The organism is Bacillus sp. FJAT-49736, from assembly GCF_018343615.1.
Taxonomy (GTDB): Bacteria; Bacillota; Bacilli; order Bacillales; family Bacillaceae_C; genus Margalitia.
Window position 1 is genome coordinate 381266 of the sequence record NZ_JAGYPI010000002.1, and the last position, 15210, is coordinate 396475.

Sequence of the window (15210 nt, forward strand, 5' to 3'; positions counted from 1 at the left end):
CTTTTCATTATTATCAATCACTATAGATTATTTACTTGCGTTTTACTTTCTTTCGATAGAGTGAGAAAGTTATATTACTATATAAAAATATACATTAGTTTCTAGATATTTACAAAGATTCCCCATTTATTTGGTTTAGTTAAAAGATTGGGACATTTTTTCTGTTTTTCCGGAACTTAAAAAAGGGGGAGTAAATACATACTCCCCTTTTTTGAGTTATAAATTTCACAATGGAAACAGTGAATTTAATGTCTGATCCCTTGTTCATCCCGTTTTAATAATGAAGGTAACAATATATTGATTTTCCTTATCGTACTATACACAATTAAAGTAGTTCAGCTCTGTATAAAATTAGCATAGCCATTAGCGCAATTTTATATTAATTAATGATATGAGCTCTTTACTTCAGTTTTCCTCATAATGTACACCTAATGTACTTTCCAATTTATCTATTTTCTTTAAAGCAGAATTATACTCATTATTTGCACGATCATATTCATCTTTAATATTTTTGTAATCACTATCTGATAAAAGGTCTTTAATTATTTGAATCTGGAGGTTTGCCGATTCATTTAATTCATTCACAGCTGATGATAGTAGATCCTGATAGCTTGGATTAAATCTTTGCTTATATTTCTGAGTATTTTCTTGAAGGATCGAAATAATTGTTGTTCTTGCCAACAAAAAGCCCTGCAGAGATACTCACTCTCTACAGGGCGGTTTAATATTCGGCATTTTGCTCATGGTGCCCTGCACCATTACTTACCCGTGATAGTCTCCTGTTTTTACATTAACAGTAACAACATATTGGTCTTCTCCATCCACTTCCGTATATACACTGTAGTATCCTTCATTATTAATTACGTCGGACTTTTCATATGTAATATTATCCAAGGAATCTATATAACCATTTTCCAGCAGATCTTCTTCAAATTTCTCCTTTACTCCGGGAGCCCATTCATATGCATTTTCGGAATAATCGGAGTCACTTTGACTTGATTGGGCAGTAGTATCATCATCTGTTCCCGTTTCCTGTTCTTCATAGACAGCTTTTATTAAAGCTGCTCTAGTCAAGGCATTTTGTGGGACCTCGTTAAATTCAAGAGCACCGATGTCAAATTGATCACTGTCATCATATACAATAAATTGCAGCTTCGCCTTTACCTCTTTATCCATATATGTACAGAATCCTGTAAATTCAACCACTTGCTCTCCGCTATCGGCTTTGAAGTATTTCCACTTCGGTGAAGAAAAGAAATTAGCAAAGGCATCTCCTACCGTTACATCAGGATATCCGTTTAAATTCCCATTTTTAACAAAAAGAACATATTTATTATCCTTGTTTGCTACTGACTGAATAGTGTCATTTAGATCATCCTTAACTTTCTTTGCTGTATCCGAAGAATCGTCACAACCAACAGCAAACAAAACACTTCCTAATATCATTCCTAAAAGAATCAAGCTTTTTATATATTTCATTTTCATAACCCCTTTTATATTTTCCTTCTTGAAATAACCCATTTTAAATATATTTTTTATAAGTCCACTTAACTAAAATGGAAACCTCTCTTTCTTTTAATCTAAAGGAAATGGAGAGTAAGGTGGACAATCCTAGTTTCAAAGTATAATCATAATAGAACTTTTTACCCATATTTCCTTTAGTATTATTTTACCATATTAATTCAACTATTTAGTTTTGCGAAATTATAAGAAAACTAAAATGATTCAACGAGAAACAATAGCTCCACAGTTACGTCTAATATAAAAAGGGGGAATTAGGATGCGAAAAATGTGGCTTGTCCTGTTGTTATTGCTTACATTATCCGGCTGTACAAATACAACAACAACTCATATCGCTATTGATTGGGTAGATTTCATTAAATGGAACGGCAAAATCTATAAGGGGATATATACAAAAGTATTATCTGATGAAAAATATCTTGGAAAAAAGATTGGAGAAGTAAAATTTAAAGTAGCGGATAATATAGATGATCCTAATTATCAAATCAAAGATGGAGATGCAGCTTTTCATAAAAAAGGAACACCGATTTATTCTATAGAAGGCAATCCACAAAGTTTAGCCGTTAAGGATTCAAATGTAGTACATGGATATCGAGTGTACTCAGTCCGAACTAGCTTGCATTTTAAGGACTTGCCTTTGAGTAAAGTAAATCGGATTGAAATTTATAAAGGCATTGAATCACCGGACGGCCCAAAACGTACTAAAGAAATAAAGGAAAGCGATATAATAAAGCGGTTCCTCCATATCTTAAGTAATGGAAGCGAGCAGCCCAATTTTAGCCCCAATACCGATAAGGGAGACCCGATTTCCTATGACATGGTTTTTTACACGGATGAATCAATCGCATATAACTTTTGGTTACAGTATGATGGTGTTCATTACTTCTGGGCACCGTGGGATACAAATATTCTATCTAATGAAATAGAAGAGTTCATTAATATTTAGTGATAAATATGGTTTTAATACACCATCACTATTAAATACCCCTTTCTCTTATAAAGAGCCCACGTTCCCTATTAGTGTAAAAAAGATAATTTCTTGACTTTTTTCCTTTATCGGTAAAAAAAGATAGGGGTTTATGCTTAGAAAGAGAAAAAAATCCTATCCTAACTCCCAAATTACTATTCCGAAGAAAAGAAGACACTTTTCGTCGGCAATTACACTACTTGTACATCTAACTGTTTTTTGCATACCATTATTCACAATGTGGTTCCAAGCAAATTTATATTTGTACGAAAGCGGTCTAATATTACTTTAGGCCGTTTCTTCCTGTTCACCCTTTCCACATTCATTTTTTACCTGCTTTACAATAAACTTACTTTTTTTCATCAAATTTCGTTCTATCTCGACAAAATATGCTAAATTTACTACAAATTTCTTGCCAATTCATATAGGCTTATCTATAATGAGGGGGTCTCGAGGCATATTAGTTTTATCCTATTTACAATAAAAGGTTGAAGATAGCTTATCTTTAAATGATAGCTATCTTAAATCGCATGCACCATTTTTTCAAAAACATATATATTTAATGAGGGGATTAGTATGAAATGGACCATTAATAGAAAGCTCTTAGGGAGTTTTTTAATAGTCATCGCTATTTTAATTATGACGATTGGAGTAAGTTACTATCAAATAAGCAGGGTTAATGATGACTACACCGTTTTATTACAAGACAAAGCCAAAAAAGCGGTCGATATTAAAGACCTGCAAGTAGCTGTAAAGCAAGAAATGATTACTTTGAGGGGATATTTAATTTTAGGGGATGACCAAGCACTTCAAGCCTATACAGACTCCAAAAATGCCTATCATAAGAAATATGAAAATTTATTAGGCAGATTTCAAATTCCACAAGCAATCCAAATGCTAAAGGATCTGGATCAAATTGAAAAAGAATACAACCAATTTGCAGATCAAGTAATTGAGCTCAAAAAACAAAATAAAACGGAAGAATATACTGCGCTATTGACAACACAAGGGCGCGATATTATAAAAAGGTTTGATGCACAAGCAGAAAAACTATCCGCTTATCAAGGTGGTATTCTAGAAAAAGGAAATAAAGAAACTACCCAAAAAGCAAAAAATACGATATCACAAATTCTTACTCTAGGAATTATTGCCGTTATCCTCGGAATAGGAACAGCTTTAATCATGGGGCGTCTTATTTCAAAGCCTATCGTTACCATCGCACAAACAGCATCGAGAATTTCTGAAGGTGATTTAACGGTAGATGTCATTAAGGTAAAAAATAAGGATGAAGTTGGCGAATTAGCAAACTCCTTTAATCAGATGGCGATGAATCTGAAGCAATTAATCGAAAAAGTAGGCTTAAGTTCCGTTCAGGTTGCTTCGTCTTCAGAGGAATTAACAGCTAGTGCCGAGCAAACTTCTCAAGCAACCAACCAAATCGCTACAGCTATTCAAGAGATTGCGAACGGTGCAGAAATCCAAGGTTCAGGAGCAACAGAAAGCTCACAAGCAATGAGAGAGATGACGATCGGAATTCAGCAGGTTGCTGAGACCACAACCTCCGTATCAGAGTTAGCGACGGAAACTAACAAAGAAGCAAACGATGGGAATAATTCCATGCAAAGAGTTAAACATCAAATGAGCACCATTCATGAGGTGGTAGATAATTCTGCTTCCGTTGTGAAAAACCTAGGAGAGCACTCCATCGAAATTGGGAAAATAATTGAAGTAATAACCTCTATTGCAGAACAAACCAATTTATTGGCACTCAATGCTGCGATTGAATCTGCTCGTGCCGGGGAACACGGAAAAGGTTTTGCCGTTGTAGCGGATGAAGTGAGAAAACTTGCAGAGCAATCAAAAGACTCCGCAGATCAAATAGCTTCCTTAATCACAAAAATCCAGGGTGACACTACACATGCTGTTGAGGTAATGGACCAAGGTACTCACGAGGTTGAGGTTGGTATGGAGGTTGTTCAAGAGGCGGAAACGAAGTTCCAAAAAATTCTAATGCTAATTGAACAAGTCACTGCACAAATCCAAGAAGCTACAGCCGTTTCGGAAGAAATGTCTGCTAGCGCAGAAGAGATTAATGCATCAATGGAAGAAATCGCAAAAATTGCACAGGAATCAGCCAATAACACACAAAATGTAGCCTCTGCTTCAGAGGAACAGCTAGCCTCTATGGAGGAAATTGCCGCATCCGCATCTGCTTTATCAAAAATGGCAGAGGATCTGCAAATGCATGTTAGTAAGTTTAAAATTTAAAATCTATCGTGTTATTAATACCAGGAGGGTTTTCACATTTGTGAAAACCCTCCCTTCGTTTTAAATAAAGTGAAATTGTATAATTTTGAGGTGATAACTCCTGAGGTTCTTGTCTTGAGGTTAGTTCATTCCCATTGTATTTTGAATTCTGCGGATATCTTCTTTATTCTTCCAGACTTCTTCTTTAAAATACGATAGCCGGTGCCCTTATAAGAAACAAGAGCACACCGGCCCATATTTTATTTACGCTGCTTTTTTGTGGATAACAGGTTGCTTATTACCTAACATATTCACGACTATAACTCCTGCTATAGCAACAATTCGTCCGATGATGGAAAGCATGCCCGGCCATTCATGAAGCCAAAATCCTGCAATTAAAATCACAAATATTGGTTCAATATATAACAAGCTTGTGACCGCACTAGCTTTACCTGAGGATAAAGCCAATGCCCACGTCACATAGCCAATCGCAGTCGGAAAAATCCCAATATAAATGGCAGACAAATGGGCCTCCATCGTCGCGTGCTGGATATCATGGAGAATACCCGGAAAAAACACAAGGAATGGAATGGTTCCAATCCAGGAAAAAAATGCTGTTAGTTCAATGGATGTATAGCGATTCAAAAGTGATTTTTGAAAAGCAAATAGTATAGAAGTTGCAACGGCAGACATTATGATTAATAGAGCTCCCTTCGAAATCTCAAAAGAGGAAGCGGAAGTTCCTGCAGTAATGAGGATAATTCCAAGGAAACCAATGCCTAATCCGATCCAGCCAATCTTGCCCACCCTTTCCTTTAAAACAAAAATGGCTATAAGTGCAGTAAATAATGGGGCAGACCCTACCAGCATACCAGCTGTCCCAGCTGAAACAGATAATTCACCGAATGTAATTCCAATATGATAAATACTAATCCCAGTTAGACCAAGTAACGTAATTTGTAGGATATCCTTTTTTCTTGGCAACCGAAATTTTGTTTTTGGCCATAGTGCGTAAATTGCAAATATAGTGGATGCAATTAGATAACGGCTAAGAACTAAATGTCCAGCTGAAAATCCTCCTGCCAATCCGGCACGAATTGCAGCAAAGGAAGAAGCCCAAATGACTATGGTTATAAATCCAAAAATAAATGCTTTATTCAACTCTTAACCTCCCATCTAATTTTTCATAATCCCAAGCGTATCACTGAAATAGAGAGGATTCAAGAGGAAACAAATCCTAGGACCTGAATGTAAACAAAGCAGCCATCTCCTTGTTTAAGCCTCTTTTTTTAAACTTTGTTGCTTTCTCACTCGTAAATCATAATAACGCCAAGAACTTTAGTTATGAATGAATAACTTAAGAAAAGAAGCCCCGAGCTAAGACTCTATTAGAATTAATAACAATAAATAAAAACAACAATCTTAACGCAAAAGCCATGTTTTTAAGTATGATTCATCCTATATTTGAAACAATAACCTTGAATAAAAAAAAAGAGAGGAATTCAAGATGGATATTCAAAAATTAGCTCCCCATGAATCATTGGATTTACACGAAGTGATTAATTTTAAAACTTTATGTTTAGCGAAATCAAAATTAATGCAAGGACTTGTATTTGATCAAGATCTAAGAGCATTAATGCAAAAAGATGTAGAACAATCCATTCAAGCCCTGACAGAATTGCAATCTATTTATGAACGAGCACCTTTTCAAGCTCCTGTCCCTCAAAATCGCCCTACACCAATAATGGATGGAAAGGAAGGAACAGTCCATTGAATAATGACTACTTAGATCCTATAAACTCATTACACATGCCTGAGCTGGCAGATACCACCCTTGCGATGGATTTACTCCTTCGTGCCAAAGAGGGTGTTCGAAATATTGCTGTGGCATTTACCGAATCTGCATCACCTGACGTTAGAGCTGCTCTCCGCAAACAATTAATGCAAGGGATTGCCATGCACCAAGAAATTTCCGAACTGATGATTCGTAAAAAATGGTTCCATCCATACGAATTAAGTGAACAGTATAAATTGGATCAACTCTCTGCCAACAATACAATGATGATTAGCAAAATGAATCTTTATCCTGTGGAGACAAATAGAAAAGGGATGTTTGATCGGGTACCTGATGAACATTAAAGACGGAGGTGTGTAGAATGAAGGCGGTAACTTATCAAGGGATTAAAAATGTGGTGGTAAAAGATGTTCCGGATCCAAAGATTGAAAAACCCGATGATATGATCATTAAGGTAACCAGCACAGCTATATGTGGTTCTGATTTACATTTAATTCACGGTATGATACCGAACATGCAAGAGAATTATGTTATTGGTCATGAACCAATGGGAATAGTCGAAGAGGTTGGTTCAGGAGTGACAAATCTGAAAAAAGGAGATCGTGTCATCATTCCTTTTAATATAGCATGTGGTGAATGTTTCTATTGCAAAAACCATTTGGAAAGTCAATGTGACAATTCAAATGACAATGGAGACATGGGGGCCTATTTCGGATATTCCGGTACAACCGGTGGTTATCCAGGAGGTCAAGCGGAATATTTGCGAGTTCCCTTTGCTAACTTTACTCATTTCAAAATCCCAGAGACTTGTGAAGAACCGGATGAAAAGTTAACAGTCATTGCGGATGCGATGACCACTGGATTTTGGAGCGTTGATAACGCAGGTGTAAAGGACGGAGATACGGTAATTGTTTTAGGCTGCGGTCCAGTCGGACTTTTTGCTCAGAAGTTTTGTTGGCTAAAAGGGGCAAAACGCGTCATTGCTGTGGATTATGTTGATTACCGTTTGCAGCATGCTAAACGAACAAATAAAGTAGAAATTGTTAACTTTGAGGACCATGAGAATGTAGGAAGTTATTTGAAGGAAATTACGAAAGGTGGTGCGGATGTTGTCATTGATGCTGTTGGGATGGATGGAAAAATGACCGACATGGAGTTTATTGCAAGTGGGATGAAACTTCAAAGTGGAGCATTTAGTGCGTTTATAATAGCATCACAAGCGGTTCGAAAAGGCGGAACCATTCAAGTAACAGGCATTTACGGAGGAAGATATAATGCATTCCCGATGGGGGATATTATGAATCGCAATGTGAACATCCGAACGGGACAAGCACCGGTGATTCACTATATGCCTTATATGTTTGAATTGGTTTCGACTGGAAAAATCGATCCTGGCGATGTCGTGAGCCATGTCCTTCCACTTAGTGAAGCAAGGCATGGATATGAGATCTTTGACGCAAAAACAGATAATTGTATAAAAGTCGTGCTGAAACCATAAAAAGGGAGGTTTTCATGATGGATTATGCATTACATGAAATTCTGGAAGTCCAAGAAATGGCTGCCTTTAAAACGCTTTGTTTAACAAAATCCAAAACAATGAAGGCTTTAGTAACAGACCCTAGATTGAAAGAAATCATGCAGCAGGACGTTGATATAACTACTAAGCAGTTAGAGGAATATGCCTCCATCTTATCCAATACACTGCATTAATTAGGAGTGGAATGAACTTGAATCCAATCATTGAATATTTAACTGGCATGGATGCATTAACGGACCAGGTAGTGGCAATGGATTTATTAATTGCAGCTAAAAGCGGGGTTAGAAATTATGCAATGGCCGTAACAGAAGCGGGGACACCTGAAATCAAAGAAATCCTTACGCGCCATTTAGTCGAAGCTCTTGATATGCATGAACAGATTTCCACTTATATGGCCGAAAAAGGCTGGTATCATGCTTGGGACACCACCGAACAAATCAATCTCAATTTAAATAATATCGACACTGCTTTAAACTTGCCAACTTTATAGAAAAAAACAGGGACGGTTTATGTTTCATGAACCGTCCTGATGTTTTGGGTTTCTCCTCCGTGAGAGGACAGACGTTCCGCTATTTGCCTAAATGGATGACATTTTGACCAAATTTTAACCAAAAGCGGAACTTAGAAGAAGGAAAAAAATTATCCATTTATATTCCCGCTTACATAATTAATTCCGGACAAAATATTAAAACACTGAAAACATAAGATTTTTCAGTGTTTTCCTTTTTTAGTTTAACTACCTAATTCCACCTTTTTAAATATGGTACGGAGTTCTTTAATACTTTTTCCGCTTCCTCTTTGCTCATGCCATCCTCTACTAAAAATGGGATACAAAAGTCTATCATTTCTTCCAATGTCATATTTGGTTGTGTGAATTCTCCATTCTCATAGCAATAATAGCAATACTCCTTGCTTCGTCCCCCCTCTTTTTCCGTTCCGAATAGCTTCTCCTCGTTCAGTGGCATTCCACAGCTTTGACAAAAAATTGGTTGTTCCATTTTCATTCCTCCCTTTTGCCCTTATTATAGAAGCCTTAATATGACATCATTATGTCATATTTCTCAAAAAAGTTTTTCTTATAGATTGTTATTTTTCTTATATTGTTATAATTCTTTAGCTCGGGGCATCCTTTCTTAATAGAGAGGTCGTATTAAAGATTTTGCATTGAAATGCAACTACGCTAAAGAAAAGTGCCTTCCTTAATAATTTTTATATAAATTTTCCATTTTGGAAGTAATCTGAAGTAGTTTTTCTCGAACATGTGGTGGGTCAAGCACCTCGAGCTTGTCTAAGAAGCTTAATAGAAATCCGTACAACCAATCATCCTCGGGCATTTCTGTTACAACTAGATACCTCCCATCCTCCCCTTTTATCACATTTTCCGCATCAAACATGTCCTCAACGGAAGCCAAAAGGCTTTCATCAAAGGATAAGGTTAGCTTGATGGCACTGCTTGATTGGAACCACTCCTTTTCCCATGGGATTTCTTCAATTGTAAATTCCTTTCTTGAAAATACTACCTTTGTTAGCTGAAGATTGCGGATCCTTGATATTTTGAACAATCGAAAGCTGCCTCTTAGCTGGCAATGAGCATACAGATACCATGCCTTCCCTTTTAAAATTATCATATGAGGCTCGACAGTTCTTTCGGTTCCTTGCCCGGCACTGCTAGAATAGTTGAATTTCACACATATAGACGCTTCAATCGCCTCTTTTAATTGATCAACTTTTATCCTTAATGCTTCATTTTGCCCCCACGGACTAAAGTCAACGACTATGGATTCCTTTTTCACCTCTCCGGTTATACCTTTTATTTTCTCTAATACGGAAGAACCATGCTCATCATGAAAGGAAGTAGAAACACTTTTTAATGCAGTAGAGATGGCGTTCAACTCTTCCTCGGTAAGGACGTTTTTATCTAATCGATACCCATCCATTAGCCCAATCCCACCATTTGAGCCTTTAAAGGTAACGACTGGAATTCCGGCCTGGCCAAGTGTCTCGATATCTCTATAGATTGTCCGGATAGACACCTCAAACATTTCAGCCAATTCTTGTGCCCTTACCCTTCGACGATTGATAAGAATCATGGTCATCGCCAATAATCGGTCTAATTTCAATTTGGAACCCTCCATTTTAAAACTGCTTTCTTGAAGTATTTTCTATGTAATAAGAAAAATCCTTTATTTTATGCATGTAAAAACGGTCTACTTATTTTCCTAAGAAAACAAGTAAACCGTCCCTTCGTGAATTCTCACTTTCAGCAATACTTAGACGTTCTCCGTTTACAAAATAGAATACCCCAAAGATTGAATATCCTTATGAAACATCTGCACCGTTTCTAGAGATATTTGCTTTAAATCCTTGCCAATATTCGGCAGTTTTTTGATAATCGCTGGGGTGCAGGTTATAATATCACAGCCGCAATCCTCCGCTTGAAATATATTATATAATTCTCTAGTGCTCGCCCATAATAATTCTGTTCCGTTCTTTTCGTGGCAAATATAGGCTGCTTCTCTCATGTATGGTACAGGATCTATTCCCGAATCAGCTATTCTGCCAGCAAATACAGAAACAATATTTCGCGTGCCTGGATGGAAGGCATTCACTGATTCGCGAACCTGATCGATTGTTAATATTGCTGTTACATTTAAGGATAGTCCCGAAGCCGATAACTTTCTAATAAGTGGAATAGAGCTTTCCCCTTTGGAATTGGTTATTGGAATTTTAATATAGACATTTTCCCCCCAGCTCCCAATCTTCCTTGCCTCTTTTTCCATACTGTCAAAATCATCAGCAAATACCTCAAAGGAAACAGGTAAATCATTAATTTCCTGTAAAACTTGCTTGGCAAAGTCCTTATAACTAGTAATCCCCGCTTGTTTCATTAGGGATGGGTTCGTGGTAAATCCTTTAATTATTCCCGTCCGCTTAGCAGTTAACATATCTTCGATGACAGCACCGTCTGCAAAAATCTTAATATTTAATTCCTCCAATTTACGCACCTCAATCAATATCTTCAAAGTTATTAATAGTTGTGGACTTTGTTTTCATGAAGTTCGGTATAAAAAGAACTAATAAAAGAATGATAACCAATGCATAAATACCAATTGTGCTTAATAGATTACCTGCCTGACCGAACAAAATTCCAATAATAGTAAAATCAAAATCACCAAAGGTTGTGTTCGCAAAGCCTAACGTTCCGAGTACCGGGAGCAAAAATGCCGGCAGAAAGGTAATGGCTAAGCCATTAACAAAGGAGCCGATAACAGCACCACGTCGTCCACCTGTTGCATTTCCGTAAATTCCTGCTGTAGCCCCACAGAAAAAATGTGGAACAAGACCAGGAATAATGAGTACACCGCCACTTAATCCAAGAATAAGCATTCCAATAATACCGCCAATAAAGCTGCACACAAAACCGATTATGACGGCTGTTTGTGCATATGTGAAAAAGACTGCACAATCGACCGCTGGAACAGCATTTGGAATAATTTTGGTCGCAATACCCTGGAAGGCAGGAATCAAATCGGCTAAAATCATACGAACACCTGAATAAACGATGGTAACACCAATGGCAAATTTCAAGCCAGCCATAATAGCAAACAAGTATGGCGACATTCCGCCTGAAATACTAGAAACATAGGTTGGTCCTGCTACAATTGCCGCAACTAAATAAAAGAAAACCATTGTTAGTGCAGTAGATATGGTTGTATTTCGAAGGAAAGCCCACCTTTCCGGAATATTCATTTTTTCCGTACTATCCTCGGGCTTTCCTACCTTCGATCCTACCCAAGCAGATAAATAATATCCTAGACTTCCGAAGTGACCCATTGCAACTTCATCGCCATCCGTAACCTTCCTTGTATAGCGTTGACCGATAGCAGGCGAAATGGCACTCCATGCCCCAAGAACAATTCCTCCGACTACTACTAAAGTTGCACCTTTTAAACCGGATGCACCTAAAACAGCAGATAATAAACAAGCCATAAAAAAGCTATGATGCCCTGTTAAAAACACATATTTATATTTCGTAAGTCTTGCAAATACAATATTCAGCACTAACCCTAAAACTAAAATAGACATCGTTTCTACGCCAAGGATTTTCTGCGCAGTGGCTACTACCGCTTCATTATTTGGGACTACACCCTTTATATGAAAACCCTTTTCAATCATCTTTCCAAGAGGATCTAAATTGGAAACGATGAAGTCGGCTCCCGCACTCAACATAAGATACCCCAATATCGGGCCAAGTGTTCCTGTCAACACCTTATGCCCAGGTTTTCTTAAAGCAATCAAACCAACAAAAGCCATGATACCAATAAGCAATGCAGGCTGAGAAAAAACATCCTTTAAAAACTCTAAGAATCCCATTCGTAATTCCTCCCGTTTCCCCTATTTTATTTATCCTTTTTGCGAGGCTATTTCTAAAAGCGTGTCCAGTATATCCTCCTTGATTTTCTTTTTATTAATATAACTTCGAATTACTGCTACTTTTTGTCCCGCACCGAATTGCTGTGCCAGCTCCTGAATCGTAACGATTAAATCACAATTCCTCCCATTTGCCGCATTGAAATCGGATGATTCTACAGATGCCTTTATTCCGTGTTCTGCACAGATTTCTTCAATTTTCATTTTCAGCATAAGGCTGCTTCCAATTCCATTCCCGCAAACCGTAACAATACTAATCAACACCCCTCACTCCTTTTCTTTATGACTATATTTCATAATTACCGGAAGCATATCTTCCACCGTGTTTGCTGCAATTAAATGAGCAATATTCGATTCCTCCTCCAGTAATTCTGTTAATTGGCTCAATGCTTTCAAATGAGTTTCACTATCGACCGCTGCAAGCACTATAATAATGTTAGCTTTTTTATCTGGATTGGTTGATGAAAAGCAGACGGGACTTTTCAACCTAAGCAAACTCATCCCCAGTTTTTTTACACCCTGTTCCGGTCGTGCATGTGGAATTGCGACATTTGGTGCCATTACAATATACGGACCTAAATCAATAACATTTTGTATCATTGCGTTGATATATTCCTGGTCAATTGCTTGCGTTTCTAATAATGGTTTGGCGGCAAGAGAGATGGCTTCCTCCCAACTGTCCACTCTTTCTTCCAGTTGCAGCATCTCACTAGTTAGAAGTTCATTTAGCACAGGTTTATACCTCCCAATTTTTTCAGCGATAGTTCCAACCAATATATCAGCAATTGCCCGGCTTAATCCTTCCTCATCATGAACGGTGGAAAATAGTTTTATTACCTGCAAGAGACTATTAATATTTGGGTGAATGGAGCCTGATCCATGTAGAATAATATCTACTTCTTGAATGATTCTTGCTTTATCGATAGCCGATAGGATTGGATTGATCACGATTAAAGGAACATTGGTTTGAATAAAAACAGTAGAAAAAACCACATCTATTTCACTTTCTTTTCCAAAATCATATTCTCTAAGAGAAATAATTTTAGTAATTTCGATTTCTGGGATTAATTTTTCCAATTGACTTTTAAGCATATTGGAGGTACCAATTCCATTCGGACATACAATGATGGCCCTTTTTCGCCGAATAGGTAACCCTTGAGATTTTAAAAATGATCCAAAATGTAAAGCTATATAACCAATTTCATCCTCAGAAATAGGAACTTTCACATATTCCTCAAGCCGTTTTAATGATTTTTTCACTAGAATGAAAAGATCAAAGTATTCTTTCTTTATCCTCGATAAGTAGGGATTGGATATCGGGATATTGAACACCATTCGATAATAAGCCGGACGAATATGCATATATAGGGATTGGATGGCCTGCTCGCGATTGGCAAAAGTTACGCAAGCCAACTTCTCAAATTCATTAACTATTTCATCCAAAACCTTATGAAGCTCACCATCATTCTCTTTTTGAAATAGTTCATGATGATAGCGGATATTTAACCCCATTAGCTGCATAGAAATATACATGATTTCATCAGGAGGCAGAGTTATTTCTAATCTTTCCAAAAAGATCATTGCCACATTTAGAAAGTCGGTATTTTCCAGAGCATCTTCTATGTGACCAGGAAATAGGGAAAAACTAGATCTTTTTACTCTTTCAAATAAAAATGTAAAAAAAGTAGCTAGCTCCATCATTTTTTCTTCCACAAATGTTACGTTTAATTCCTTTTCTATGCAGATTAGAGAGGAATAAATTTTCTCGTAATGACTCTGAAAGGATATTACCTCTTCACTCTCCTGAAATATCTCTTTAAGAAGCTTAATTCCGTTTGGATTTTGAATGAAATTGGCAAGTCTCTTTAATAGTAAATGCCTTATATCCAATTCATTTCCGGAAAAATAATAACCGTTCCTACGCGAGTACTCTATTTGTAATCCAAACTGATTTGCAGCTGAATTAGCCAGTTTTACATAAGACAATGCTGTATTTCGACTGATTCTCAGAACCTGCGTCAGATGGTTAAGCGATAAATACTCCTTTTTCAGAAACGTTAATACTAATATCATCGTAATTCTTTCTTCATGGGATGGAGCATAGGTATTCGGCTCAAACTCAAACACCTTTGGTACAAATCTCCTAATCTCTTCCTCAATCATTAAACCGTGCGCACGTTTGTTAACAATAAGAGGTAGTTTCTGTTCCCCTAGCCAATTATTAATTTTTTGCAAATCATATTGAACCTGGCGGCGGGAACAATTAGTCTGTTGCTCCAACTGCTTTAAAGTTACTAATCGATTAGATAAAATTACTCTTAATAGGTTAGCGGCTCGCTCATCTAACATACTTTTCCTCCCCTTACTCTACATATATATGTGTTTCTATTAATGATAACGCTTTCATTTGTACCTTTTTTGGTACATTGAAATGCACAAGATTGGGTTAAGGATGGTTTACAAAACAAAAAAAAGAAAAAAAGACATCTTTCCGTAAAAGAATCCTTCTTTTTTTCCGTAACTTTCAACTTTTCATGATGCTGGTCACTTTTGGAATGACCAATGTTCCAGTCAACTAGCAATTAATATTTCTTTACGAGTGGTAGACGAAAAACATGCATTGCAGCTTACGGGAATTACAATCCAAAAGATTATCCCCAAACTTTTTTTGTTATTTAACCATTTGAATTTGACCAGCCCCGTTAGGCCGTC

The 15210-nt window shown here is 37.0% G+C and carries 16 protein-coding genes; 7 read left to right on the forward strand and 9 right to left on the reverse strand.

Features of this window, described 5'->3' with window-relative positions:
• Positions 1–405: 405 nt before the first annotated feature.
• A complete protein-coding gene (locus KHA87_RS13335) occupies positions 406–681 on the reverse strand; it encodes a hypothetical protein (protein WP_213094650.1) in 276 nt (91 codons plus the stop codon).
• A gap of 81 nt (positions 682–762) precedes the next feature.
• A complete protein-coding gene (locus tag KHA87_RS13340) occupies positions 763–1479 on the reverse strand; it encodes a cell division site-positioning protein MapZ family protein (protein WP_213094651.1) in 717 nt (238 codons plus the stop codon).
• Between the two features lie 301 nt (positions 1480–1780).
• Here KHA87_RS13340 and KHA87_RS13345 point away from each other — a divergent pair, with 301 nt between their 5' ends.
• Together KHA87_RS13345 and KHA87_RS13350 are read left to right on the forward strand one after the other, a co-directional pair.
• Entirely contained in the window at positions 1781–2467 is a 687-nt protein-coding gene (locus KHA87_RS13345; RefSeq protein WP_213094652.1) for a hypothetical protein, read from the forward strand.
• Positions 2468–3064: 597 nt separating this feature from the next.
• Positions 3065–4756, forward strand: coding sequence for a methyl-accepting chemotaxis protein (locus KHA87_RS13350; RefSeq protein ID WP_213094653.1), 1692 nt, complete (start codon positions 3065–3067; stop codon positions 4754–4756).
• A gap of 243 nt (positions 4757–4999) precedes the next feature.
• Here the strand turns inward: KHA87_RS13350 and KHA87_RS13355 are convergent, their stop codons facing one another.
• Positions 5000–5896 (reverse strand): DMT family transporter, encoded by an 897-nt coding sequence (locus tag KHA87_RS13355; RefSeq protein ID WP_213094654.1) that lies wholly within the window; start codon positions 5894–5896, stop codon positions 5000–5002.
• A gap of 346 nt (positions 5897–6242) precedes the next feature.
• Here KHA87_RS13355 and KHA87_RS13360 point away from each other — a divergent pair, with 346 nt between their 5' ends.
• From KHA87_RS13360 to KHA87_RS13380, 5 genes are read left to right on the forward strand one after another with little or no spacing between them, the layout of a single operon-like run.
• Entirely contained in the window at positions 6243–6509 is a 267-nt protein-coding gene (locus KHA87_RS13360) for a spore gernimation protein GerQ (protein ID WP_213094655.1), read from the forward strand.
• The gene (locus KHA87_RS13365) at positions 6506–6874 is read left to right on the forward strand and encodes a spore coat protein (protein WP_213094656.1); all 369 of its coding nucleotides are present in this window, start codon (positions 6506–6508) and stop codon (positions 6872–6874) included. Before KHA87_RS13360 ends, KHA87_RS13365 begins: the two co-directional genes overlap by 4 nt.
• A gap of 17 nt (positions 6875–6891) precedes the next feature.
• The gene (locus KHA87_RS13370; RefSeq protein WP_213094657.1) at positions 6892–8028 is read left to right on the forward strand and encodes a zinc-dependent alcohol dehydrogenase; all 1137 of its coding nucleotides are present in this window, start codon (positions 6892–6894) and stop codon (positions 8026–8028) included.
• Positions 8029–8045: 17 nt separating this feature from the next.
• Positions 8046–8240: a hypothetical protein gene (locus tag KHA87_RS13375; protein ID WP_213094658.1), complete on the forward strand. Its 195-nt coding sequence runs from the start codon at positions 8046–8048 to the stop codon at positions 8238–8240.
• 17 nt (positions 8241–8257) lie between these two features.
• Positions 8258–8557 (forward strand): spore coat protein, encoded by a 300-nt coding sequence (locus KHA87_RS13380; RefSeq protein ID WP_213094659.1) that lies wholly within the window; start codon positions 8258–8260, stop codon positions 8555–8557.
• Between the two features lie 250 nt (positions 8558–8807).
• On the opposite strand, the gene KHA87_RS13385 is transcribed toward KHA87_RS13380, so the two are convergent.
• The 6 genes from KHA87_RS13385 to KHA87_RS13410 all read right to left on the reverse strand — a co-directional run bounded on the left by KHA87_RS13385 (position 8808) and on the right by KHA87_RS13410 (position 14847).
• The gene (locus KHA87_RS13385) at positions 8808–9065 is read right to left on the reverse strand and encodes a zinc ribbon domain-containing protein (protein WP_213094660.1); all 258 of its coding nucleotides are present in this window, start codon (positions 9063–9065) and stop codon (positions 8808–8810) included.
• Positions 9066–9266: 201 nt separating this feature from the next.
• Positions 9267–10187: a helix-turn-helix transcriptional regulator gene (locus tag KHA87_RS13390; protein ID WP_213094661.1), complete on the reverse strand. Its 921-nt coding sequence runs from the start codon at positions 10185–10187 to the stop codon at positions 9267–9269.
• A gap of 165 nt (positions 10188–10352) precedes the next feature.
• Entirely contained in the window at positions 10353–11063 is a 711-nt protein-coding gene (locus tag KHA87_RS13395; RefSeq protein WP_213094662.1) for a transaldolase, read from the reverse strand.
• A 10-nt stretch (positions 11064–11073) separates the two neighbouring features.
• The gene (locus KHA87_RS13400) at positions 11074–12441 is read right to left on the reverse strand and encodes a PTS ascorbate transporter subunit IIC (protein ID WP_213094663.1); all 1368 of its coding nucleotides are present in this window, start codon (positions 12439–12441) and stop codon (positions 11074–11076) included.
• Positions 12442–12471: 30 nt separating this feature from the next.
• Entirely contained in the window at positions 12472–12759 is a 288-nt protein-coding gene (locus KHA87_RS13405; RefSeq protein WP_213094664.1) for a PTS sugar transporter subunit IIB, read from the reverse strand.
• A gap of 6 nt (positions 12760–12765) precedes the next feature.
• Positions 12766–14847, reverse strand: coding sequence for a BglG family transcription antiterminator (locus tag KHA87_RS13410; protein WP_213094665.1), 2082 nt, complete (start codon positions 14845–14847; stop codon positions 12766–12768).
• Between the last annotated feature and the right edge of the window lie 363 nt (positions 14848–15210).